This is a genomic window from Microbacterium altimontanum (assembly GCF_058349865.2).
On the sequence record NZ_JBYRJB020000012.1, the window covers coordinates 24,921 to 47,343 of the forward strand.

Here is a 22,423-nt window from a genome sequence, read left to right on the forward strand (position 1 = left end):
CGTTGGTGCGGCGGTGCCGCACGGGTGACGCGCCGTGCGCGTGGGACGTGCTCTCTATGCGCGTTCATCGCGACGCTCGTGGTCCCGCGGGTCGCGGTGCGTCATCCGCGATCGCTAGGCTCGCCGAGCCGGCAACCAGACCGGCCGATATCGAACAGCGGCGCACGGAGCCCGGCGAGTCGTGGGCGCAGCTCACGAGGAGCGGCGACCCGCAGGGGAGCCGCGCATAGAAGGCAGTATGACGACCATCACGACGTACGACGAGTACACCTCGGCCCTCACTACCCTGCACGGGGCCGCGGCCGCTTACTACGAGCCGGCCGGCGACAACGACAACTCGCCGCTGACCGACGCCGAGTACGACGGTCTGCTGGACGCGGTTCGCGCCTACGAGGATCAGCACCCTGAGGTCACGGCCGACAGCCAGCTCTCCGAGGTCGCCGCAGGTGCCGGGACCGGCGACGTGCCGCACCCGAGCCCGATGCTCTCGCTCGAGAAGGTGAAGACCGAGGACGACTTCCGCAAGTTCCTCCTGCGCGTCGTCGAGGCAGGCGGGGACCGGCACACCACGGTTTCCATGCAGCCGAAGCTCGACGGGCTCGCGATTCGCGCGGTCTACCGTGACGGCCTCCTCGCGCAGGTCGTCACCCGTGGCAGCGGGCAGGCAGGCGAGGACGTCACCGACCGCATCACGCGCGCGAACGTGCACGTCAAGGGTCTCCCCGGCCGCCTGGAGTACCGCAGCGGCGCTCCGCTCGACAACAGCTTCGAGGTCCGCGGTGAGCTCCTGATGAGCGATGCGGACTTCGCTGCGTCGAACGCGAACCGCATCGCGGCGGGCAAGGGCGGATTCGCGAACCCCCGCAACGCCGCGGCAGGGTCCCTGCGCGCAGAGACCCTCGAATACGACGTCGAGATGACCTTCGTGACCTACGAGCACGACGGCTTTCCGTCCGCAGACCAGAGGTTCATCTTCGCCGACAGCCTGCCCGGTGCGGTCACCCACCTTGCCAGCCACCCCGAGTCCGTCATCGCTGCAGTCGAGGAGTTCGGCCAGATGCGCGCCGACTACCCGTACCCGACGGACGGAGCGGTGATCAAGGCCACGGGCGCCGCTGTCCGCTCTGCCCTCGGTGCAGGCTCCCGCGCCCCGAAGTGGGCCGTCGCCTACAAGTACGAGGCCCAGACCGGTGAGACGGTCATCCGCGACATCCTGGTCGAGGTCGGCCGCACCGGAAACCTGAGCTTCACCGCGGTGTTCGACCCCGTGCTCGTGGACGGGTCCACCATCAGCCGTGCGTCCCTGCACAACGTGGAGCAGATCCGAGCGAAGGACGTCCGCATCGGTTCCCGAGCTCTCGTGTACAAGGCGAACGACATCATCCCCCAGGTGCTCAGCGTGACCAACGGCGAGGACACCGAGCCGTGGACGCCGCCGACGGAGGACAAGGACGGGTTCCCCTACGACACGAAGCAGACCATCTGGCGGTCCACGAACCCTGCCGACTCGGTCAGCGCTCTCATCGCGTACGCCGCGTCCCGTGACGTGCTGGACATTGACGGGCTCGGCCGCGAGGTCGCGGACGCGCTGGTCAGCGAGGGTGTCGTCGGGAACATCGCCCATCTGTTCTCGCTGGACGTGGACGAGCTCGCAGACCTCGACATGGGCTTCACCAGCACGGGGAACGTCCGCCGACTCGGCAAGGCCACCGCCCGGAAGATCATCGACCAGATTGACCTCGCCCGCTTGCAGCCGCTGAACCGGGTCATCACCGCGCTCGGCATCCGGCTGACCGGACGCACGTTCGGCCGCCGGCTCGCCGCGCACTTCCGAAGCCTGGATGCGCTGCTCGCGGCCACGCCCGACGACCTGATGCAGGTCGAGGGCATCGCCGCGGGACGCGCAGAGGTGATCTACGCGGGCCTCCAACGCAACAGGAAGGTCATCCGTGACCTCATCGAACTCGGCGTCACCAGCGAGGTCGAGGACGACACGGACGCCGCAGCCCTGCCGCTGGCCGGTATGGCCGTCGTCGTCACCGGGTCCACGAAGGGCACGAAGCTGGAGTCGTACGGCCGGAACGAGATGAACGAGCTCATCGAGCGCCACGGCGGCAAGGCATCGGGCAGTGTGTCGAAGAACACCTCGCTGCTGGTGGCCGGTGACGGCGCCGGATCGAAGCTCGCGAAGGCGACCGATCTTGGCATCGAGACCATCACGCCGGACGAGTTCGCGGAGAGGCTCGGGCTGTGAGCGGCATCGCGTCATCCATCGTCTTCGCAATCCGAGAGGTTGCTCGGGAGGAGGACATCACAGCGGGCGCCGCGTATGCGGGGCCCGAGGCCGACGCTGCTCGCGCGAACAGTGCGCTGCTCAAGAGGGTGGCGGACAAGATCGAGAGTGCCATCGAAGAGGCCGCCGCAGAAGGCGGGAGCGATTCGGCCGAGGCGAAGCTCGCACAGATCGCAGCCGGCCACATCGAGAAGCGTGGCGAGGTGGCTCGGTACGCGCACGACGACTGGGATCGCACAGGGGAACCTACCCACTTCGAGCCGTACGTCATCTGCAGCCACTGCGGCACAGCGTGGCCCTGCGCTACACGACGGATCATCGACGGCGGGGGTACTTGCGGTGACCGCGCATAGACCGGGCATGCAACAGCACGACCGCCCTCGCCCTGTGAGCGACATCGCCGACGAGGCGCACCCTGCGCCGTACGTGCCGGCACGGAGCGTCGAGGAAAATCTGGAAAACGCCTTGGCCGAGGCTGCCAGGCGAGGGTTCGAGGGCGGATACCGCGCGGCGCTCAACGCGCCCTACAACCCGCAGGCAACACTCGGCGACATCGCACAGACGCTTGAGCGGATGAAGGACGCGGGGATGACTCGCGGAGCGGTTCTCTACGCTCTGAACCAGGTCTTCTGGGAGGACGCGAACCCCAGCGCGGCGGTCGAACGGCTGCCCCAGCCGGTCGGACCGAGCGAAGCTCAGGTGCGGGCAGCCGCCAAAGTCCTCTACGAGCAGAAGCCCGTCGGGTCGTATGTCCGAGGCCGGATCCCGTGGGATGCCCCCGATCTCGAGGTGTGGGTGCAGCGGGATGCGTACCTCGAGCGTGCGCGAGCGATCCTGCTCACCGCGATGAAGGTCGAGGGTGCTGAAGTGCCAGTCGAGCGCGAGCGCTCAGAGTACGTGCGCCAGGGCGTCTGCCTGCTGTGCGGCGGCGCCGTGGTGGAATCGGGGGAGCACCTTGACCCCGACCGCCACACAGACGAGGTGGAGCGGATCACCACGGGCATCGCCTCGGCAGGGACAGCGGTGATCGCGCAGATCATCCATGACTCGTTCTGGTCGATGGAGTCCGGGGAGTGGCCGGAGCCCGGCCGGGCCGGGCAGTTCAACGCCGGGGACTACGCCCTTGCCGGTGACATCGTCATGCGCCTCGGGGACCCCGCGCGGTGACTGAAGGGACGCCCCACAACGTCACGATCGCCATCGACTTCGATGGCGTCGTCAGCCCGATTCCGCACCCCGATGATCCCCTGCGCCACGAGAAGCGGACGGGATGGTCGTTCACGCCGCTGAACGCCGCCTTCAGGCCGCTCGTCGCTCAGCCTGTGGCCGCGACGTTGCGAGAGCTCACGTCCGTGCGGAGGGACGACGACATGCCCCTCGTTCGGGTGCTGTGGCACACCTCGTGGTGGACCGAGGCTCCCCGCCAGTTGGCGGGCGCGCTGGACGTGCCGGAGCTGGCCGGCGGGTTGGAGCGCATGTTCGCGACGGAGGCCGAATACCGCGCTCACGGCGGCAGATGGTGGAAGCTGGTGGCCGTCGAGCGATGGCTCGTCGAGCACCCGTCCACGGCGAACGACCTGCTCGTCTGGATCGACGACGACATCAGCCACGCGATCAGGTCCGGCGAGATCAGCGACCGCCTCATCGCCGACCCTCGGCTGAAGATGATCAGCCCCGATGTGCACACCGGGATCGGCCCAAGCGAGCTGGAGCAGCTGCGACGACTCGCAGGGCTCGAACCGGCTGGAGCCGCGGCTAACGGAGCGCGGGACGGCTGACGCCGCCACACAGCCGAGGGCTCGCATCTACTACGGCCCGCCGATGATCAGGATCAGCCGGCGAGCTTCGCGATCGCCTGCGTCAGCTTGATGTAGTCCTCGCCGTAGCTCTGGACGTACACGTCGCCGCGGTCACTCTCGTCATAGTGGACCGCGTTGATGCAGACCGCGCCCTTGTCATCCTCGTGCGCCGTGAAGTACGCGGTGGAGTCCGTCACGTCATCGGTGGAGTAGGTGGCCGTCACGATCCAGTTCGTCCCGGCGGGCAGTACCGTCTCATGGTCCTCGGCGTTCACTTTCACGCTCTTCACGGCGTGCACGTCGCGCATGAGCTGCGGCGAGCCCGCGAGCTTCGAGTTGTCCAGGCACTGCGGGCCCTCGCCTGCGGCGTTGACCTGCTCGGCGGCCTTCATCGCTGCGGGGCTCGAGGGCGCGGAACACGCGCTGAGAGACAGGACGGCTGCAGCGCAGGCAAGAACGGCGAGCGGGCGGGACAGTCGGTGCATCAAGGACTCCTTCAAGGGTCTCAGCAGGATATCGGACCCTATGGACACGCTGTGCACACTGGGTCAGGCGTCCTCTGTCTGCTCCTCGTCATCGAACGCGTAGTCGAACGACTGCCACGCCCACCCGGGCACCGCATCGTCGTCGGTGCACGAGATGAGGTAGAAGACGTCCCCGCCGCCGGCATTGTGCATCAGCGCGCTCATCTGGTTCTGGAAGAACGAGTCGGCGCCCGCAGACCATAGATCCCGGGCGCTCATCAGGACGATCACCGGGTGCGGCCGGAACGCCGTGGGCAGAAGCGCGGTGCGCTCCAGGCCGAACCGCTCCAGCAGGCCGGCACGGTACACCACCATTTCGAGGAGAGCGCGGAGAGTCGCGGGGGAGTGCTCGGTGATCCGGAGCAGCGGGATGCCAGCGTCGGTGGCTGCGAGCGCCAGACTCTCAGCGATGGCGGGAGGGACGAGGATGCCGGGCTGGCTGTCGAGGTCCCAGCTGCGGGAGCCCGCGGAGATGATCCGGTTCATCGCGGTGTGACCTCCTCGATCACGTCGGAGCTGTAGACGTGGACCTGGCCGTCCTCGTCCAGGTAGCTGTACGTCATCACCTTCCCTGCGGAGGGCTCGTCGACGGAGGTGTATTCGACGGTCTGAAAGTCGTGCGGGCGGCCGACGGAGCCAGCGACGCCGCGGGGGCGGCGGGCCGACGGGATCCGCCGGAGGGTGCGCTGTTCACGGTCGACGACGTAGACGGTGCCGGTGACGGTCCTCACCTCGACGGCTGTTGCAACTTCAGTGTTCACGGTTCTCCTCCTTCTCGGCCGCGTACGCGGCGGACAGGTGCTCGTATGCCTGCACGTCGTCAAGGCCCGCAGGCAGCGGGCTCTCCCAGAGCAGCCGGCCGGGAAGTGCCAGCCCGTCGTCCACGAGCTCGGTCGGCGGACCCTTCAGGATCCGGACCTCTTTGAACGCGACGATGATGACGAAGGTGATGTACGCAAGCGGCAGCAGCATGAGCGCGGTGAGGCCGGCCAGGGCCAGGCCGGTGGATGCGAACATGACCGAGAGCATGGCGTCAGACCAGATGTACCAGAGCACGAGCCCGAGGGCGACGGCGCCTGCCCACAGGAACTTCAGCAGGTCGCGGCCCATGAGCCGCTTGCCGGCCTCGGTCAGCTTGTCAGGGTGGAGGATCAGGCCCGAGACGACGGTGACGGGAATGCGGCTGTCCATGGTCAGTCCTTTCCAGGTGCAAGGGCTCGCGCGATGCGCTGGTCGATCAGCGGGATGAACGGGGTGTGCGCTTCGATGCCGATCACGCTGCGTCCTTCCACAAGAGCGGCCTCGAGAGTCGTCCCGGAGCCGGCGAACGGGTCCATCACCAATCCACCCTGCGGAGCGACCAGGCGCACCAGCCATCGCATGACCGACAGCGGCTTCACGGTCGGGTGCTTGGTGCCATCCGGCCCGACGACGCGCTCCCGCGCCGTGGCGCGCCCTGCGTAGTGGAACCCGGCGGGGCTGCCATCGTCGAGGCGGGGGAAGAACCGCGAAGGTCCTCCCGCGTCGTCGTGTTCCGTGCCGGACGCGGTCATGCCCCAGCCGTGGCCCGCCGCACCCGAGCGCGCCTTGCCCTTGCGGGAGACCGCGTGCGGGTTCGTGGCATCCAGGAGGTCCGCGGCCGCCTCGTCGAGGATCGCGTCGGAGGGCCACCGGCCGGGTGGGTTGTAGTCGTCTCGCAGCTCGTCGCCGAAGTCGCCGAAGACGCTGTTGCCGCCGTGGCGTGTGCCGAACCTGCCGTGCGCGTTCTTCGTCTTCGTCTCAGCCTCATCGGCCTGTGAGACATACGGGGTGCGGCAGTCCTCGATGTTCAGCGCGCCCACGCCCCACCGTTCGAGGTTCGCGGCGACAGACCCCTCGCACGGCTTCTGCGCGAGCGTGATCGGCTCATGGCCGGGCTTCAGCGAGTAGGGCGATTTCGCGAAGGCATCCGCTCTCAGCCACGCGAGGTTCCGCTGGATGTCGAACCCCGCGAGCCGGATGGACAGGCCCATGAGGTCAGTGGTCCGCGCGCCGGCGAATGCGACCAGGAACCCGCCGGGCTTCAGCACCCGGTACGCCTCGTCCCACAGCGCGGGCGGGGGCACGAACCGGTCCCACTCGCGCCCCATGAACCCGCGGCCAGACGGCACGTAGTCGCGTTCGCCGGCTGTCCACCGCGACAGGACATCGGTGACCTTCTTCGTCGTGAGCCCGGTGAGCCCGTATGGCGGGTCGGCGACCACCGCATCCACACTGTTGTCGGGGAACTCCCGGAGCGCGACAAGCGCGTCCGCGTTGATCACAGAGAAGGTCGGTTCACTCACCATCGCCTATGCGTGAGGCTCGGTTATCGCTGCCTCCCGGAGCGGGACGAACGTGCCGTCAAGGCCCGATGTCCGGAGACGCTCCGCTGCCCACGTACCGTAGGCGACAAGGCACGAGGGCGCGCCACTGTTCACTTTCGCTCGCGTCCCATCGGCCAGGTGGAAGTGCAACCGGCCGTGCAGGAACAGGATCGCGGTCGCCTTGCCCCACACCTCCCGGACGAACCCGGCGGTCTCCGTGCGCGCGAAGATCAGCGCGATCCCGCCTCCAGGGTGCGAGGCGAGCTGGGAGAGCCACGACCAGGTGGCCGCGCCGTAAGGCGGGTTGCACCACACGCGTCCCGACCACGGCTCACTGAGTCCGTCGGTCGGCAGTTCGATGTGGCGGGCAGCGGTCGCCCATGGCCTGGGGGAGGGCGCCGCGCACGGATCGAGATCGAATGGCCCGAGCGCCCCGATGATCTCCGGCGGCGTCAGCCAGGTGGTTGTCTGCGCGGCATGCGACTGGTGCGAGCTCATGCCGCTCACAGGGCGCCGCCAGACGTCGAGGATGCTGATGTCACCCCCGCCTATGCGCTAGGACCGGAGCTCGGCGGCGTTCGGCCTTCGTAACAGCTGGCCGATAGCGAGCGCGTGTCCTGTAACCCGGCGCTGGCGTCGACCGCTGTCGAGCGCGTGTCACGCAGCGGCGCGCGGGAGCTCCGGAGACATGGCGGCGATCGCCGCTATCTCGACGCCGCGTACATCCTCGGCATGACGATCATCAGCGCCACCGCGCAGTCCGCTCGTGAGTCCGCCCGCACCGCCAACGGGCAGTTCGGCGAGCAGGAGCTCAGCGCACCGGACATCACCCTCCCAACCCGTGACAGCCTCGACGACGCTCAGATCATCGAAGGCTGGGAGAAGATCCGCGAGCACGCCCGCCGCTACTCCATCAAGCGCGGCCACTCGTTCGCCGACGAGGACGACATCGTCCAGACGACGATCGTCGATGTCCTCGCGCAGCACCGCCGGGGGACCGCACACGCGTTCCAGGGCGCGTTCCTGAACCGTGCGACCGCCGCCGTCTCCTCGCGCTTCCTCGCGCCCGACGAGCACCACTCCGCCCTCACCGGCCGCCGGCTCCTGAAGGAGCGGCTGGACCGCTGGGTGCAGGAGAACGGCCGTCAGCCCTCCAACCGCGAGTACGAGGACCTCGCGGAGGAGGTGCGCGTCTCCCGCCCCGCCGGCCGGCGCCCGCCGATCGGCTACCACAACCGTCAGGCGGCGCAGTCGCTGGACCAGGAGATCGGCCAGGGCGAGTCGCACACGACCCTCGGCGACATGCTGCCGGCGACCGAGCAGACCTCCGGGTTCGCCACCTCCACGTCGGCCGCCGCCTCCGCGATGGACCAGCTGGACCGGGCAAACCACGACGACCACGAGTACGGCGAGGACGAGGTACCCGCGGCAGGTGCCGCAGACCTGCGGAAGAACGCCTGGGACCTGGTCGCCGGCGACGGCCCCCAGGTCTCGGCCGGATCAATCACGGACGCCAAGGCGGTCCGCAAGCACGCATCGGCGTGCGGTGGCCCGCTGACGATGGCCACCGCATGGGAGCTCGGCGAGCTGAGCCCGGCCGATGAGGACGTGCTGTTCGCCCCGTTCGGTGAGCCCACCGAGACCGAGCGCGGCCAGATCGCCGCCACACTTCGCCGGCACTCCGCATACGCGCAGCGCCTGTGGGACGCCGCCGTGACCGCGGCCGCGGAGGTCGGCACCGCACCCTCCGCAGGGTAAGCGGCGTCGACCGACAACCAACAACCTCCTGAAAGGAACCGGCTATGAAGGCTGGCTGGGACAAGCTGTGGGGCATGGTGCCCCAGCAGGCAGCGGTGGCGGGCGTGCTCGCCACGATCGGTGCACTGCTGTTCGTCATCTACTTCGGGAAGTGGATCTGGCAGAAGCGCAAGGGCGGCGGCGGGATGAGCTCGTTCCCGTGGATGGCGGCTGTCGTCCTCCCGGCGATCCTCACCGGCCCCGCGCTGATCATCCCGATCCTGATGAACCTGACCGACGTCATCATCAAGATGGGCTCGGCTGCGGTCAACTGGGTCATCGGGCTGTTCTGAGAGCAGCGTGTACGCCTACTCGCTGACCGGGCTCACCGGCCGGCGCAAGGATGACGAACGCTCGGTCATCGTCTCGACCTTCGAGATGAACCGCCGCACGTTCTGGGTCAGCCTTGTGTCGGCCGGTCTCGGTCTGATCCTGGCCCTCGTGGTCGGGACGATCATCGCCCTGCTCGCACCGAAGATGTTCGCGATCGCAGCGATCATCCCGGTGATCACCGTGGTAGTCGGGCTGTTCCTGTTCGACGGTCGCACCAAGCGCGGGCTCCAGCTGTGGCGCAGCCACGCATATATGGATGCGCGCCGCGCCAAGAAGCGCGCGAACACCATCCATATCTGCGGCCGGCCCGTCCAGGCTCCGCAGATGAAGAGTCTCGTGCCGCAGTTCGTCACCGCCTACCGCGATCAGCTGACAGTGATCGCCGTGGGCCAGGACGTTGCGACCCGTGAGAAGAAGGCCTCTCTCCTCCATGCGTAAGCTGCTCGCCCTCATCATCCTGCCGATCGTCGCCGCACTGACGATGGGAATGGCTGCGGCCCCCGCCGCAGCCACCGAGGTGAGGGCGAGCGCTGTCGTGTACGCCGACACCAGTGACAACCCGCAGGACGCCGTAGACAGCCTGTCGGACACGAAGTTCGCGAACAGCCCGTTCCTCGTGATCACCCGCTGGTCGAACATGGGCGTCCACTCCCGGACCAACTCCTGGGACCCGGTGGGCGCCATGGGGACCTTCGTCGGCCGCAGCATGAGCGGCATGTCACTGTCCACGGGTAACGGCATGTGGCAGATCGCGAACAACTGGACTCGCTCGGCAACCTCGTTCGACGCGCTGAACGGACCGCTCGGCTACCAGGTGGACAAGCTCAGCGGCATCGTCGGAGAGGTGTTGAAGGACAACACCGTCATCTTCGCGATGATCGTGGCGTTCCTCCTGATCATCGTCATCTGGCGAGCGCTCCGCCGGCCCGGCACCCGCCCTTTCGGCCGTCTCGTGCAGGCAGGAATCGTCATCGCGCTGATCACGGTGATGAGCGCGCAGGCCGCCGCCTCCACCAACGGCGCGCCGCCATCGGGAAGCCAGGCCTACCAGCCGAAGATCGGCTCACCGGTGTGGGTCGCGAAGGCTCTCAGCGACTCGGTGGACACCGTCGCCTCCGGCGCCGTGCCCCCGCTCATGGAGGGCGTGCGCAATATCACGACGAGCGTGACTGCCACCGACACCACCGGCGACAACCCGTGGTCCTGCTCGCGCCTCGAGACCGCGTCGTTCGGGCTCGCGCAGCGCAGCGCCACCGCGTCGATCGGCGGCAAGACGGGGCACGTGCGTCCCGGCACGCTTGCCATCGTGAACGTCCTGAACACGATGTGGCTGAACTCCGTCATGCCCGCCTACCAGGCTATCCAGTTCGGCGACTCGAACGAGTTCGCCGAGGAGGTCGCGTGCCGCCAGCTGGAGCGCCAGAGCGGTGAGAGCACGTACTCGAAGATGCAGATGGCGATCATGGGCAGTCGCGGCGGCTGGCCGGCTACCACCGACACCGTCTCGGGGCTCGGCAACGGCCGCGACAACCCGCTGTTCGCCGCCTCCGGCGACAACGAGGTCAATGACCGGGCGATGGTGTTCTGGGCTGCCTGCCAGCCGAACACCGCGGCGCCCAACGCAGCCGGCAGCTTCACTGTGCGAAACGGGTGGGCGAAGGACCGTGACGGCAAGGCGTGGATCACCCCCACGGACTGCTACGCGGCCTGGAGTGGCACCCGTGACGACATGAACTACAACGGGAACGTCTTCGACATCGGCGGCAAGCAGTCCGACATCACCAGCAAGACGAGCGACCCCGACGTCGACAACTTCCTGACCTCGCTGCACGGGTCCAACGGCGGCGCCGTGTTCGGCGGGTACGTGGTCGGCGGGATCTACGCGCTCGGATCGCTGGTCGCGATGCTGATCTTCGGCCTGCTATCCCTCATCACCTTTGGCGCGAAGCTGTTCATGGTGCTCGCGGTGGGCATGCTGTTCATCGTCCTCGTGATGTCCCTGTTCCGAAACGACAGCTTCGGTGCCCAGATGGCGGGCCCGGCACAGCGGTTCATCGGCGTCACCCTGTTCGCGTTCGCCACCTCGATCATCCTGTCGGTGATCGCACTGTTCAGTGCGATCATCTCGCAGCTGTCGAGCCTGCTCGGCCCTGCCGGCAGCCCGGGCGCGGCCCTGTGGATCGCGTTCAGCCCCGTCATGGCGGTCGTCGCCCTCCACTTCCTGTTCTCGAAGGTGCTGAAGGTGCCCTCGCCGATGACCCTCAGCGGCGCGGCGGCATGGGGACTCGCCGGGGGAGCGCTCGGTGGCGCCGTCACGGGTGCTGTGACCAACAAGCTGCGGCAGGTGCGCGGCCACGCCGGCGAGAAGGCTCGTGAGGCCGGGGCCCATGCCATGAACTCCAACCGTCTGACACGCGCCCTGATGTCAGACCGTCAGCGGCAGGCCGTCCGGGGGACCGGTGACGGCACCCGCCGTCCGGAGGCACCCGAGACGCCGGGTCAGGTCACCGGTGGCACGGGAGCGGAAGGCGCGCTGCGCACCCGCGCGGACCGCGCGACGGACGCCGCATCCCAGGTCGAGGCGCTTCCGGAGCGCGAGCGCAAGCAGCTGGAGGCCGAAGCCGAGGACCTGTGGCGTGCCGAGCACGGGCAGGCCCCCACCCGTCGCTCGATGCGGGAGCAGCGTCGAGCGGAGCGTGACGCAGATCGGGCGAGCGCCCTGCAGACGTCGCTTGCAGCCGGCGGGGCGCTCCCTGCAGGCATGGACCCCGACGCCGTCTACCTCAGTGAGGGCGGCCGGGAGCGGGTCGGCAGCCTCAACGCGGCCGGCAGTGACCTCGACGGGTTCATGCTCGAACCCGGCATCGAAGGCGGCGCGTACGGCACGAACGCACCGACCGGTGAGACGCTCGCCTGGGCCGACCTCAGCCCTGCCGGCAAGCGTGCAGCGATCGTCGCTTACACGGCGCAGAAGCGGGCAGAGCGCACTGAGCGCCGTGCCGTGCAGAGCGTCGAGAGCGTGCAGCAGGAGCAGGAGCCCAGCTACGGGAACGACCTGTCCGGGTTCCTCATGGAACCGACGGCGACGCCCGCGCCCCTGGCGGCAGCGCCTGGCGCCGGCGACACCGTCCGGAAGGCTGCGCCGCTCGACATGACCCGCGAGAGCGCCGCGCCCGCGCCTGCCCCGGAGCCCCGGGTCAACCGCCCGCGCGCCCGCATCGGGCAGTCGGTGTCCGAGGTGGCAACGGTGGCCAGTGAGAAGCTGGCCCTCGCCAAGCACAACACCGCAACTGTGGCGCAGGCAGCCGCCGACCTCGGCCGGCGCGGTGCGAGCGCCGCACGGACCGCATCGGAGGGCATCAGCCGGGGCGCGGCGGCCGTCCGCAAGGGCGCACGAGCCGCGACACCGTTCGCTCTGGGTGCGGCAACCGTCGGTGCGGCAATGGTGTTCCCAGCGGCAGCCCCGGTCGCCGCGGCGATGACACTGCGCTCCGCACGCAAGGCCGCAGAGCGCCGTCGGCAGGCGCCTCTCGGTGAGCGCCAGCAGTTCGTGCAGGACTACGTGGCCAAGAAGGCCGCAGAGCGTCCGGCGCCTGCAGTGGCTCCCGCCGCAGCGCCGCGTACATCTGAGACAACGGGTGCCGGCGACGGCAACCACCAGCAGACCAGCGAAGCCGCAGACCACTAGGAGATAGAGTTGACCGTCGATGAGCAGCCGCGGGACGACGCCGGACGCTACGGCCCGGTCCCCAAGAGTTACCCGGAGGTCGAATTGGCGTCGAGCGCCAGTGGCAGCTTTCTCTTCCCCCCGCAGGAGTGGCCGGGAGGTGTCGAGCAGTACCTGACGTTCTGGAAGACGACAGCGATCGACGACCAGACGCTCACGAACCTCTCAAATGCCTACGCCGCACGGCGCGACCAGTGGGCCAACGACCACCTGGAGCGCTGGGCGAAGTGGTTCGGCGACTCCCCGGAAGCGATCACGTTCCTCAAGGGCGGCCGGCGCAGCCCCGACGAGATCCAGGCGTTCCATGACCGTGCCCGCGAGGCACAGATCGAGAAGCTCGACGCCGAGCGGCCACGCCGGATCACGCTCGAGAACGCGCGTAACGTCGCGCGAGCCGCGCAGATGCACACGAACGTCTACCGCTTCAACGCCGAGGAGCGGGCGGCGATCGACAACACGGTGGTCTACCGCAACAGCGCCGGCGACGGGTGGACGGTCCGCAAGCTCTGGGACCGCTGGCACCTCGACGAGATCATGCCGGACGGTCTGACCGACCAGTTTTACTCGCAGCGCCGGCAGTTCGCCGACGTGCGCTGAAGGCCCCGAGCCGCGGACACGTTCCGTCAGCAACTGGCGCTTGCGGGTCTGGGGCGCCCGCGCATAGAGGGTGCATGACGGATATCCCTGCGCCCGCCTTCGCCGCGCCGGTCAAACGAGCGACAATCAGCCCTGACCGACCGTGGGTAGCGATCGGTGCAATCGTGCTCGTTGCGGTAGTGATGCTCGCCTCCATGATCTTCTCGTTCACTGCGATCACCGAGGCGGCCGCGTGGACGTACAACCCGCCGTGGGCGCAGTTCCTCGCGGCGCTGTTCATCGACGGTCTGATGATCGCGTTCACCGTCTCCTATGCCGTGCGCCGCTGGCGCCGGCAGGGCGGTGCGTGGACCCTCACCGTCCTCATCACGTACGTCGTGATCTCGGCTGCCATCAACACAGCGCACACCGCCAGCGGCTGGGAGTGGGATTTCACCCGCATCGAGACATGGTTCGGCATGCTGATCGCCGGCCTTGCCCCGGTCACGGCCCTGCTGACCGCAGAGGAGATCACGCGCCTCGCGTTCGTTCAGCCAGGCGAGCAGGAGACTCCGGTCGAGGCCGTCGCGGAACCGGCTATCGAGCTCGGTGAGTCGCCCGCGCAGGCGGCAAGCAGCGACCGTAGCGAGGGCGGGCCTGTGGTCACCCCTGCTCTGCCCCCGCGGCCCCTCATCGTCTTCGACAGCCCAGAGGCCGCGCTGTGAACATTGACCACGAGACCTCGGAGGAAGCACTGTGACCACTCGACCCACCGACCTCATTGCCAGGGCCCTCGAATCGAACCGGCTCGGCGAGTCCAGCAAGGCCGTCACCTTCGCGCACCTGGCGACCGCGCAGCAGCTGAAGCTCGGGAACATCATCGCCTACCTCAACAGCGACCGCGCTGCGTGGGCCCCGGAGGACGACGCCCTGGTCCGCGCGTACCTGGGGCTCGCCGGCGACGCCGAGCAGGAGGTCGATCAGACCGGGCAGAAGGCGGCCGAGGAGACCAGCGCTGTCCCGGACACGATCGCCGACATCGACTTCTCGGTGGTCCACTCGTGAGCCTTGCCCGCGCCGTGAAGGAGTGGGAGGCGCACAACGACCTCGCCTGGCAGCTACCCGTGGACGTCACCGAGCGCGCGCTGACCGCTCTCGAGCTCACCGACCGGGATCTCGATCGGCTCGCCGGGCGGTACCTTGGGCGCGGTCAGAACATCGGCGAGATCGTCCGGGGCGTCATGAGCGAGGACATCCCGGTCGATGTCTGGCCGTTCACCCACATCGACTGGGTGGCTGCGGCCGCAGAGACCGACGCCGCGACGACCGCCGTGCGCATCGAGCCGGACTACTGGTTCGACAAGGCCACATCGTCATGATGCGTCGCCTTCGTCGGCTGCTCACCTACCTGCCCAACCGCCTCCGCCAGCCCTCGGCCTGGGTCGTCCTCGACCCGACCGGCAAGCCCATGGCGGGTGCCTGGCGCCCGTTCCGTGCGCTGCAGCTGTTGGGCGGGCGCACCTGGACACTCTCGCTGCTCCGGTTCGATCCCGTGCGGACGGACGGCGACCGGACTCAATGATGCCCCTCGCCACCCGCTGACAGCGACGACCCGCGCTGCAATAATCGGCCCATGCCACGCCATCCAGATCCTCGCCCCCGGCCGTGGAAGCCGCTCGGGTACACAGAGACCGCGCTCACGAAAGAGGAGCACGAGGCAGTCGAGGCCGCGAAGGAGGCCGAACGGCAGCGCAAGCAGGCCGCGTACGACGCTGAGCAGGCGCGACCCAAGGGGTTCACCGAGGAGGAGCAGCGCAAGCTGAAAGCGGCACTGGAACGCCAGCTACGACGCAACGACGCCCAGAAGTAGCGCGAGCCGCTCACACGGCGGCGTAGTCAGCGCGCACCGCCTCCAGCACGTCGTTGAGCCTGGCCATCGCCGCGCGGACGTCAGCCTTCGAGTGTCCGGTCATCGACTGCATGAGCGTCATGTGCGGGCGCTCACCGTCCGAGATCGTCTCCGACCACGCGACGAGCACGCGGTACAGCACGTCGTCGCCGGGGAACATCGCCTGCGCCTTCTCGCCGAGCCGGCGCAGGGCGAGGTTCGCTTCGCTCCGCACCTCCATGTCGTCGCTCTCGGCGGCCTGGCCGATCGGGTCCTCGTCGATGCTCGCGGGGTCCGCGAGCACCTGCTCGAAATCCTTCGGGCTCAGCAGCAGGCCCTGCTTGCGAGCGTCCGCGCTGCGGGCGAGGGAGGTGGCGTTTGCCGTCTCGATGATCTCCCCCATCGTGGGCTTGCGCTCGAGCTTCAGGGAGAGCTCCGCCTCCGTGCGGTGGATGATCCGGCGGCGCTGGATGACACCGCTCATCTTCGACGAGAAGGTCACCTGGCTACTGGACAGGTAGTCGTTGACCGCGTTCGAGGCGTTCCCGAACAGGAACCGCGCCCAGTCGGTGATCCGCGCGCTGGATCCCGGGGTCGCAGACCCGAGCACCTTGACGGCCTTCTCGGCGACCACCTGTTCGATGTCGGCGAGGCCGGTGACATCCCGGTACGAGAACTTCCGGGCCAGCGACACCGCCCAGCGGTGGAACGTGTCGTACTCAGCGAACATGGCGAACACCTGGTTGAACATCCGGCGCTTCTGCCGCTCGTCCTCACAGGCGATCATCTCGATGATCAGAGCGTTCAGTGCAGAGTTGTCGATTTCAGACATGGCTGTTGCCCCCTCCTTGTGGGCAGGGGGCGAACGGAAAACCGGTCCAGGGCAGGCGCCGCGGTTGCAGCGCGTCAGCCCACGCTTGGAGACGCCGACCACCGGCGCGGGCGTCGATGAGCCACGCGACCGTCACGCTGCGGTCGGACTGGATACCGAGGGTCTGTTGTGTGCGCGCGACGACTGCTTCGGCCGCCTTGGTGCCCACCCCGGGCTGTGAGCGCAGGAGGGTGACCAGGCGGATACGGCGAAGCGGTCGCCCGCTGTCGAGGGCTGCCGCGTGAATGAGGTCGGGGACCGAAGAGACCCCCGTACTCAGAGAGGTCAGCGCGGCGCTTCTTGTGCGGGCGGCCTCCAATTTCGCGGTGTTCGCGTCCTGAAGGGTCACCGGCCGAGCTCCGTGGCCTCATCGGCGACGTGGTGCTGCAGCGACAGCGAGGAGCTCGTGGCATCGAGCAGGCCGCCGGCCGAGAGCGCTGCCGCGATTCGTTCCTTGCCGACCTGGTCGTTCGGGTGCGCCGCTCGGTAGAGCTGGACGAGCTCTTCGGGGGTGGACGGGTTCTGCTCCCGCCAGACGCGCCGGATCTTGCGGCCCACATGCGGATCGCCGATGGCCTTGCGCACCGCCTCCTCGGCGCGCGCCTGGAGGTTGATGGAGAACCACGCTCCGAGCGGCTGGTTGTTGATGGAGGTGTTCGCTGCCCGGAGCACCATGCGCATGACGATCGAGTCGCGGGCGGTGCCGGCACCGAACAGCAGATCGGTGCTCAGGGCGGTGATCGCGGTCTGGTCCACGACCCCGTGGTTGGAGGTCGGTGCCCACCCCTCCGCTTCGTCGCCGAGCCGGTTGTCGAGCTCGCGGGCGACGTAGCGGTTCGCGCGCTCCAGGCAGTCCACGACCGTGCGCTCGAGCGAGGTCAGGAACTCCCAGAGGGCCGCCTGCTGTGCCGGGGCCTTGGACACGGGCGCAGGCAACGGTGCGTTCGGCCAGTCGCCGACGACGTGACCGACGTGGACGCGGGCTGTCCCCTTCTCCGTCTTCCCGCGCTCGGTCAGCGACCAGGCGACCTCAGAGCCGTTGGGGACGGCGATCCCGTTCGACCAGGTCAGGTACGCCTCGCCGGCCGCCACGCGGGCGGCGTGGGGGAGGAGCACGAGGCTCCCCTTGTCGCCGTCGTAACCCTCGACGGCGACTGCCCAGGCGAGGCTCTGGGCCATCGTGCGCAGGCTCCCGGGGCTGGGGAGCGTGAGCATCGCCGAGCGCCTCATCGGCGCCGCCCGAACAGTCCGCGCCGCTTCTTGCCTGCCGCCTTCGCGGCCTTGGCCGCGGCCTCCTCGAAGATGTGCTGGCCGGTCATCCGGGCAAGCGCGAGGTTGACCACCGGCTTCACCGCGGGGGAGCTGATGAGCAGGTTCCCGAGGTTCTTCTGGTCGTGGATGTTCGGGTCACGCCCGACGACCCCGAGGAACGACGCCCACTTCCCGTACCGGGCGATGATCTGCTGGCGGTCCTCCTCGTCGAACTGCGGCCAGAACGTCGCGATGAGCAGGCTGTACCGCGGGTCGAACCCGACGTCGAAGAACTCCTGGTAGGCGTCGGCGAGGTTCGACGCGCCCGACCAGTCGTGGCTGATGATCCCGAGGAACCACGCGCCAGAGCGGATGGAGGGGAGCACGAACTCGGCGAACAGGTCGGTCTTGTGGCCCTCGATGATCTGGGTGTCCACGACCACCAGGTCGGCCTGGGTGCGCGCGTAGTCGAGGACCTTCGCGTACACGGCAGCCGTCGCGAGGTTCGGGGAGGAGAGGTGGCGCAGCGGCGCGAGCGCGACAGCGAACTGGACGGGATCCAGCCCCTTCCCCCGTGCCGCGTTGATCTCGTCCGGCATCGCGATTGCGGCGGACGGGTGCTCGTGGATCGCGTCGTAGACGCTCGGGAAAGTGCTCGGCAGCCGGAGGCTGGTGCGGATGTCGCCCTGGCCGCGGTTGCCGTCGATGACGATGACCCGAAGGCCCACGGCGGCCGCGGTCGCGGCGACCATGAGGGTGGTCGTCGTCTTGCCGACGCCTCCCTTGGCGGCCCCGACGAACAGCACCTTCGCGCCGCCTGCCGACCCCTGCGGGCGCTCGCTGCTCGTCGCCTGCACGGCGAACGACTCAGCCGGCTCAGGTGTCGGTGCGAACACGGGCTGTGGGACAGGCGGGGTCGCCTGCACGGCGCGTGCCTCCGCACGAGTACGCGGAACCTCGTGTACCGGGTCAGCGGCCGCGGGCGACCACTGCTCGACCGGCTCAGGCCGGCGGGGTGCGTCATCGAGCGCCTGCGGCAGCTCGACAGTCTTGACGGGCTCGGGTGCCTCGTCGACGACGTCGAAGAACGACGGCGGTTCCGGGAGCGGCGTGGGCGCCGGCGTCTCGGAGACCGGCGACGGGGTGACGACGTCGAAGAACGAGGAGGACTGCACGTCCTCGTCGCTCTCGGCCTGGGGTTCAGGAACCGGGGCCGGCGCTGGCTGCTCGACGTCGAAGAACGAGGACGTCGGCTCTTCCACGGGCTCCGGCGCGGGCCGCTCGGCCCCGGCGGGCGCCTCAGCGGGAGTCAGCGGGCTCGGCAGCTGCGGCAGCGGGCGGAGCGCGGGCGCGTCGGGGGCCGGAGCGATCCCATCGACCGAGACGAAGGCGGCAGGCCGCGAGTCGGGGGCGTAGCCGAGCAGCGGGAGGATGTCGTTGACGACCGCCGGCGTGTCGACGATCGCCACGTTCCCGGTGATGCGGGCGACGTCCACCGCGGGGTTCGTGCGCAGCACGATCAGCCCGTCGGACTTGGCGGCGGTCGAGCTCGCCCACTGAATGAATCCCGGCTCGGTGAGCGTGGCGACGATCACCTTGAACCGCGCCGAGGGGAGCGCGCGGGCGACCGCGGTAGCGGCGGTGCGGAACGTGGAATCTGTGTGGACGACGAAGCCGAGGTCCGCGAGGGCCTGCGCGACCTCGGGGAGTCCGACAACGCCCACAGTGGGATGTGCGTTGGACATGCCCGTCTATGCGTGGAGGCACCCCGTCGACCGACAGTTCTCCGCAGGGTCGTTCAACCGCTCCTCCGCCGGCCTCGCTCACGCATAGACGGGGCATGACCCAGCAGAACCTCATGCCCTGGACCGACGACTCGTACGGTGAGATCCGCGGAGACGGTGCAGCAAAGCTCGCCGACAGCGCCGTGGCCCCACTCATCGCGCAGGCGCGCGGCTACTGGACGGCGGAGGACCGCGACGACACGAAGCGGATGGCAGAGCGCGCGACCGCCGCAGCGCTCAGCCAGAGCGTTCTGGTCCGGCAGTTGAACACCCTGGTGGCGAACGAGGAGCAGATCCTCGTGATGCCCTGGTTCGCGCTGAACCGGGTGACCGAGACGGGCATGGCGACCGAGTCGTACAACACGCAGTACCGCCCCTCCCGGCCGCTGCAGGACGGCTCCGGCAAGGTCATGAAGTACGCGTGGTTCAAGGGCGAGGGCATGGTGCTCGACCTGCACCCGGCGACGCCGCTGGAGTGGATCGACTCGTCGGTGGACCTGATGATGGCCGAGGGGCTACTCAAGGGCGACGCTGCCCTCACCGGGCACCTGCTGAGCACCGAGGTGACAAGCGTCGAGGAGTTGAGCACGGTCTACTCCACCGTCGCCGACGCCCGTCGCGCGCTGAACGCGATCATGAACCGCGTCCCGCACTCGCTGCGGATGCCGGTAATCTCCGCGTCGTCATCGACGACGTGGGAGGACCAGGCATCGCATTGGCGGCACATCTCGTTCAAGGAGCGCCGCGTCATCCTCGCGTTCGATGGTGACGTGTCAAGCAACCCCATGGTCTACAACCAGGCCAAGCGTGCGATGAACTTCTTCGCCGACCGCAAGGCGAAGCCGCGGCTGCTGGCGATGTGGAGCCCGGAGATCGAACTCTCCAAGCTCACCAGCGGCGCGTTCAAGCCGGACGCGAAGATCGGGATCGACGACTACCTCAGCCACATCGGCACATGGAACGACCTGCAGCCGCTCATCACCGACGAACTGCCGCCACAACCGGAAGGCAAGGTGCAGCAGGCGAAGGCAGGCGAGTGGCGCGTGCACCCGAACAACGACGCGATCGTCGAGGAGGCGGTGCAGGAGAAGGCCGCCGACGGCAGCCTCGGGCCTGTGCACTGGGTCACCCGCTACCACGTCGGAGGGCGCATCGTCTCCACCGAGGCGCGCCGCCGGCCGACCCATGAGGAGCGGCGTACCGGCGTCATCGACGACACGCAGCAGATGATGCTGGACGACTCGGGAGTGGAGATCGAGATCGCGCTCCTGGACCCGGATGCGACCCCGGACGAGAAGCCGCGCCTGTACCGGGTGACGGGCCCCGCCGCGCTCCTTTCGGCCAGTCCGAAGGACTGGGTTCGCCACGCTCGGCAGCTGCCGAACGAGGTGCTCGCTCACGCCGACTGGCCGCCGCGCAAGGGGGAGGACTGGCTCAGCGCGATCAAGGCGAACCGCCGCGACGAGACGCAGTCGGTCGTCAGCTGGTCGACGATGGGCTGGGTCCCAGTCGCCGGCTCCGACCCGGCGTACATCGTCGGTCAGCAGGTGCTCGGGTGCACCGCGGAGGACGAGGAGCGCACGAAGGTGGGTGTCACCGACCACGAGGTCGCGGAGGCATCCAGCTTCGGGGTGATCGACACCTACCGCGACATGGACCTTGCCGACTACAAGCGTCAGGTCGCCGACGACATCCGCACCGTCCTCACCACGTTCATCGAGAACGGCTTCTGGACCAACCCCGCCAACGCGGTGTCGATCCTCGCGGCTATGCTCCGCCCGACCCTGCCGATCCGCACGAACATCACCCTGTACTTCGTGGGTCCGAAGCGTGCCGGGAAGTCCTACTCCGCGTCCTACGTGCTCGCCGGCTGGCAGCACACGCCGGGCACCTGGCACGAGAAGAACCTGAACGGTGACGCCGGCGACACGATGGCGGCAACCGAGCACGCGATCAGCCGTACCCCGCTGTGGGTCGTCGACGACCTCGCCCCACGCACTGACCGCCGGAAGGCGGAGGAGCAGTCCACGATGCTCGAGGGCATCATCCGAGCGGTGTTCAACGGCTCGGGCCGGCGCCGCATGGACGGACGGACGATGACACAGCGGGAGGTGCCGAACCCGGTCGCGATGCTCGTGATTACCGCGGAGAACCCGCCGCAGATTGAGTCGATCAAGGACCGCATCATCTCGATCTACACGGCCCCCGGCAGCTTCAACGACGCGGACGACCGCGCCGCCGAACGTGCGCTGAAGCGCGCGGTGATGGACGGAGCCCCGGCACGCCTGGTCGCAGCGATGATCCGCATGTGGCAGCGCACCGACACGGGCCTGGGTGTCACGTGGGCAGCGCGCGTGGAGACCGCGATGCGGATGCTGCAGGACGAGGAGGACACCGCCGTCGCTGTCCTCCAGGAGGATCTGGGAATCGGCGCCGGTGAGTCCAAGCGCCGCGCTGGTCAGGTCGCGTCCCTCGGCGTCTCGATCGCGGCCCTCTACCGCCTGGCGGTGTGGGCGGGAATCGACCCGGAGGATCCGATCCTCGCGCGGTTCGGTGCGGGTGACGGCTCCTACATGGACGCCCTGTACAAGTCGGCTGGCCAGTCGATCATCGACGCCCGCAACGGCACGCCGGGCCGCGCGCTGGTCACCGCCCTCGCCCAGCTCATGGCCTCCGGCCGCGCGCACCTGCGCAACCCCACCTCGCCTGGCGCGCCGCCGGTCACTGCCCGCAGCGGTGACGTCGGCGGTGTGGAGGTCGCAGCTCTCAACGAGTCGCTCGGGTGGGAGTTCGACGCGGGAAGGAACACGTGGGTCGGCCGCGGGCAGGCGATCGGCTATTTCGGCCAGAACGCCTCCGGTGAGGACGTCTGCCTGTTCGACACGGCGAACGCCTTCCGCGAGGCCAAGCGCGTCTACGAGGACTTGATCCCGCACGGGCAGACCGCCGCCGTGTCCTGGGAGAGCGTGTGGCAGGAGGGCCTGACTCTCACGTCGGCGCAGCGCTCGGGCAACGTCACCTCACGCATGAAGATCGGAGCCTCGCGGCTACGCGGCAACGGCACGGACGAGACGGTCAGCGCGGAGGAGACGAGCACCGTGCGCCACTCGGGTGTTCCGGTGCGGCTCAGCGCTCTGCAAGAGGTCATGTACGCGAACTGACGACAAGGGCCGGTCGGTTGACCGGCCCTTGTTCCATGCCCCGGCGGACAGAGAGGCCTTCGGCAAACGACGCG

25 protein-coding genes are annotated in these 22,423 nt (G+C 68.8%); 15 read left to right on the forward strand and 10 right to left on the reverse strand.

Annotated features, from left to right (window positions below):
- The first annotated feature begins 238 nt into the window (after positions 1-238).
- The 4 genes from ligA to AC3RX1_RS16850 are packed head-to-tail and all read left to right on the forward strand — an operon-like array spanning position 239 to position 4,071.
- Positions 239-2,254: an NAD-dependent DNA ligase LigA gene (gene ligA, locus AC3RX1_RS16835; protein WP_491502359.1), complete on the forward strand. Its 2,016-nt coding sequence runs from the start codon at positions 239-241 to the stop codon at positions 2,252-2,254.
- A complete protein-coding gene (locus tag AC3RX1_RS16840) occupies positions 2,251-2,646 on the forward strand; it encodes a hypothetical protein (RefSeq protein ID WP_491502360.1) in 396 nt (131 codons plus the stop codon). The genes ligA and AC3RX1_RS16840 overlap by 4 nt, the downstream gene beginning before the upstream one ends.
- 34 nt (positions 2,647-2,680) lie before the next feature.
- Positions 2,681-3,460, forward strand: coding sequence for a hypothetical protein (locus tag AC3RX1_RS16845; protein WP_491502361.1), 780 nt, complete (start codon positions 2,681-2,683; stop codon positions 3,458-3,460).
- Entirely contained in the window at positions 3,457-4,071 is a 615-nt protein-coding gene (locus AC3RX1_RS16850) for an HAD domain-containing protein (protein WP_491502362.1), read from the forward strand. Before AC3RX1_RS16845 ends, AC3RX1_RS16850 begins: the two co-directional genes overlap by 4 nt.
- Positions 4,072-4,124: 53 nt before the next feature.
- On the opposite strand, the gene AC3RX1_RS16855 is transcribed toward AC3RX1_RS16850, so the two are convergent.
- The 6 genes from AC3RX1_RS16855 to AC3RX1_RS16880 form a co-directional block, all read right to left on the reverse strand.
- On the reverse strand, positions 4,125-4,484 hold the full coding sequence (locus AC3RX1_RS16855; RefSeq protein WP_491502363.1) for a hypothetical protein: 360 nt from the start codon (positions 4,482-4,484) through the stop codon (positions 4,125-4,127).
- A 156-nt stretch (positions 4,485-4,640) separates the two neighbouring features.
- A complete protein-coding gene (locus AC3RX1_RS16860) occupies positions 4,641-5,102 on the reverse strand; it encodes a hypothetical protein (protein WP_491502364.1) in 462 nt (153 codons plus the stop codon).
- Positions 5,099-5,377, reverse strand: a complete 279-nt coding sequence (locus tag AC3RX1_RS16865; RefSeq protein WP_491502365.1) for a hypothetical protein — start codon at positions 5,375-5,377, stop codon at positions 5,099-5,101. Before AC3RX1_RS16865 ends, AC3RX1_RS16860 begins: the two co-directional genes overlap by 4 nt.
- On the reverse strand, positions 5,367-5,807 hold the full coding sequence (locus AC3RX1_RS16870; RefSeq protein ID WP_491502366.1) for a hypothetical protein: 441 nt from the start codon (positions 5,805-5,807) through the stop codon (positions 5,367-5,369). Before AC3RX1_RS16870 ends, AC3RX1_RS16865 begins: the two co-directional genes overlap by 11 nt.
- A gap of 2 nt (positions 5,808-5,809) precedes the next feature.
- A complete protein-coding gene (locus AC3RX1_RS16875; protein WP_491502367.1) occupies positions 5,810-6,943 on the reverse strand; it encodes a DNA-methyltransferase in 1,134 nt (377 codons plus the stop codon).
- A gap of 3 nt (positions 6,944-6,946) precedes the next feature.
- On the reverse strand, positions 6,947-7,459 hold the full coding sequence (locus AC3RX1_RS16880; RefSeq protein WP_491502368.1) for a DNA N-6-adenine-methyltransferase: 513 nt from the start codon (positions 7,457-7,459) through the stop codon (positions 6,947-6,949).
- Positions 7,460-7,693: 234 nt separating this feature from the next.
- Between AC3RX1_RS16880 and AC3RX1_RS16885 the strand changes: the two genes are divergently transcribed.
- The 10 genes from AC3RX1_RS16885 (at position 7,694) to AC3RX1_RS16930 (ending at position 15,264) form a co-directional block, all read left to right on the forward strand.
- The gene (locus AC3RX1_RS16885) at positions 7,694-8,719 is read left to right on the forward strand and encodes a hypothetical protein (protein WP_491502369.1); all 1,026 of its coding nucleotides are present in this window, start codon (positions 7,694-7,696) and stop codon (positions 8,717-8,719) included.
- Positions 8,720-8,763: 44 nt separating this feature from the next.
- Positions 8,764-9,051, forward strand: coding sequence for a hypothetical protein (locus tag AC3RX1_RS16890; protein ID WP_491502370.1), 288 nt, complete (start codon positions 8,764-8,766; stop codon positions 9,049-9,051).
- A gap of 7 nt (positions 9,052-9,058) precedes the next feature.
- A complete protein-coding gene (locus tag AC3RX1_RS16895; protein WP_491502371.1) occupies positions 9,059-9,529 on the forward strand; it encodes a hypothetical protein in 471 nt (156 codons plus the stop codon).
- Entirely contained in the window at positions 9,522-12,779 is a 3,258-nt protein-coding gene (locus AC3RX1_RS16900; protein WP_491502372.1) for a TrbL/VirB6 family protein, read from the forward strand. The genes AC3RX1_RS16895 and AC3RX1_RS16900 overlap by 8 nt, the downstream gene beginning before the upstream one ends.
- A gap of 9 nt (positions 12,780-12,788) precedes the next feature.
- The gene (locus AC3RX1_RS16905) at positions 12,789-13,415 is read left to right on the forward strand and encodes a hypothetical protein (RefSeq protein WP_491502373.1); all 627 of its coding nucleotides are present in this window, start codon (positions 12,789-12,791) and stop codon (positions 13,413-13,415) included.
- 164 nt (positions 13,416-13,579) lie between these two features.
- Complete coding sequence (locus AC3RX1_RS16910) at positions 13,580-14,119, forward strand: hypothetical protein (RefSeq protein WP_491502374.1); 540 nt, start codon at positions 13,580-13,582, stop codon at positions 14,117-14,119.
- 31 nt (positions 14,120-14,150) lie between these two features.
- Positions 14,151-14,459, forward strand: coding sequence for a hypothetical protein (locus AC3RX1_RS16915; protein WP_491502375.1), 309 nt, complete (start codon positions 14,151-14,153; stop codon positions 14,457-14,459).
- Positions 14,456-14,773, forward strand: a complete 318-nt coding sequence (locus tag AC3RX1_RS16920; protein ID WP_491502376.1) for a hypothetical protein — start codon at positions 14,456-14,458, stop codon at positions 14,771-14,773. The genes AC3RX1_RS16915 and AC3RX1_RS16920 overlap by 4 nt, the downstream gene beginning before the upstream one ends.
- Positions 14,770-14,976, forward strand: coding sequence for a hypothetical protein (locus tag AC3RX1_RS16925; protein ID WP_491502377.1), 207 nt, complete (start codon positions 14,770-14,772; stop codon positions 14,974-14,976). Before AC3RX1_RS16920 ends, AC3RX1_RS16925 begins: the two co-directional genes overlap by 4 nt.
- Before the next feature lie 51 nt (positions 14,977-15,027).
- A complete protein-coding gene (locus AC3RX1_RS16930; protein WP_491502378.1) occupies positions 15,028-15,264 on the forward strand; it encodes a hypothetical protein in 237 nt (78 codons plus the stop codon).
- A gap of 10 nt (positions 15,265-15,274) precedes the next feature.
- Here the strand turns inward: AC3RX1_RS16930 and AC3RX1_RS16935 are convergent, their stop codons facing one another.
- Genes AC3RX1_RS16935 through AC3RX1_RS16950 form a run of 4 tightly spaced genes read right to left on the reverse strand, consistent with a single transcriptional unit; the run spans position 15,275 to position 19,149 of the window.
- Positions 15,275-16,114 (reverse strand): hypothetical protein, encoded by an 840-nt coding sequence (locus AC3RX1_RS16935; RefSeq protein WP_491502379.1) that lies wholly within the window; start codon positions 16,112-16,114, stop codon positions 15,275-15,277.
- The gene (locus AC3RX1_RS16940; RefSeq protein ID WP_491502380.1) at positions 16,107-16,502 is read right to left on the reverse strand and encodes a hypothetical protein; all 396 of its coding nucleotides are present in this window, start codon (positions 16,500-16,502) and stop codon (positions 16,107-16,109) included. Before AC3RX1_RS16940 ends, AC3RX1_RS16935 begins: the two co-directional genes overlap by 8 nt.
- Positions 16,499-17,368 carry a hypothetical protein gene (locus tag AC3RX1_RS16945; RefSeq protein WP_491502381.1) on the reverse strand — a complete coding sequence of 290 codons (870 nt, stop codon included), beginning with the start codon at positions 17,366-17,368 and terminating at the stop codon, positions 16,499-16,501. The genes AC3RX1_RS16940 and AC3RX1_RS16945 overlap by 4 nt, the downstream gene beginning before the upstream one ends.
- An 11-nt stretch (positions 17,369-17,379) precedes the next feature.
- Complete coding sequence (locus tag AC3RX1_RS16950) at positions 17,380-19,149, reverse strand: ParA family protein (RefSeq protein WP_491502382.1); 1,770 nt, start codon at positions 19,147-19,149, stop codon at positions 17,380-17,382.
- Between the two features lie 95 nt (positions 19,150-19,244).
- Between AC3RX1_RS16950 and AC3RX1_RS16955 the strand changes: the two genes are divergently transcribed.
- On the forward strand, positions 19,245-22,349 hold the full coding sequence (locus AC3RX1_RS16955) for a hypothetical protein (RefSeq protein WP_491502383.1): 3,105 nt from the start codon (positions 19,245-19,247) through the stop codon (positions 22,347-22,349).
- The last annotated feature ends 74 nt before the right edge of the window (positions 22,350-22,423 follow it).

Coding starts and splice junctions, on each gene's coding strand:
- AC3RX1_RS16855 (WP_491502363.1), bottom strand. CDS start 4,484: ATGAAGGCCGCCGAGCAGGTCAACGCCGCAGGCGAGGGCCCGCAGTGC.
- AC3RX1_RS16860 (WP_491502364.1), bottom strand. CDS start 5,102: ATGAACCGGATCATCTCCGCGGGCTCCCGCAGCTGGGACCTCGACAGC.
- ligA (WP_491502359.1), top strand. CDS start 239: ATGACGACCATCACGACGTACGACGAGTACACCTCGGCCCTCACTACC.
- AC3RX1_RS16900 (WP_491502372.1), top strand. CDS start 9,522: ATGCGTAAGCTGCTCGCCCTCATCATCCTGCCGATCGTCGCCGCACTG.
- AC3RX1_RS16880 (WP_491502368.1), bottom strand. CDS start 7,459: ATGAGCTCGCACCAGTCGCATGCCGCGCAGACAACCACCTGGCTGACG.
- AC3RX1_RS16875 (WP_491502367.1), bottom strand. CDS start 6,943: ATGGTGAGTGAACCGACCTTCTCTGTGATCAACGCGGACGCGCTTGTC.
- AC3RX1_RS16885 (WP_491502369.1), top strand. CDS start 7,694: ATGACGATCATCAGCGCCACCGCGCAGTCCGCTCGTGAGTCCGCCCGC.
- AC3RX1_RS16890 (WP_491502370.1), top strand. CDS start 8,764: ATGAAGGCTGGCTGGGACAAGCTGTGGGGCATGGTGCCCCAGCAGGCA.
- AC3RX1_RS16870 (WP_491502366.1), bottom strand. CDS start 5,807: ATGGACAGCCGCATTCCCGTCACCGTCGTCTCGGGCCTGATCCTCCAC.
- AC3RX1_RS16950 (WP_491502382.1), bottom strand. CDS start 19,149: ATGTCCAACGCACATCCCACTGTGGGCGTTGTCGGACTCCCCGAGGTC.
- AC3RX1_RS16925 (WP_491502377.1), top strand. CDS start 14,770: ATGATGCGTCGCCTTCGTCGGCTGCTCACCTACCTGCCCAACCGCCTC.
- AC3RX1_RS16955 (WP_491502383.1), top strand. CDS start 19,245: ATGACCCAGCAGAACCTCATGCCCTGGACCGACGACTCGTACGGTGAG.
- AC3RX1_RS16930 (WP_491502378.1), top strand. CDS start 15,028: ATGCCACGCCATCCAGATCCTCGCCCCCGGCCGTGGAAGCCGCTCGGG.
- AC3RX1_RS16945 (WP_491502381.1), bottom strand. CDS start 17,368: ATGCTCACGCTCCCCAGCCCCGGGAGCCTGCGCACGATGGCCCAGAGC.
- AC3RX1_RS16935 (WP_491502379.1), bottom strand. CDS start 16,114: ATGTCTGAAATCGACAACTCTGCACTGAACGCTCTGATCATCGAGATG.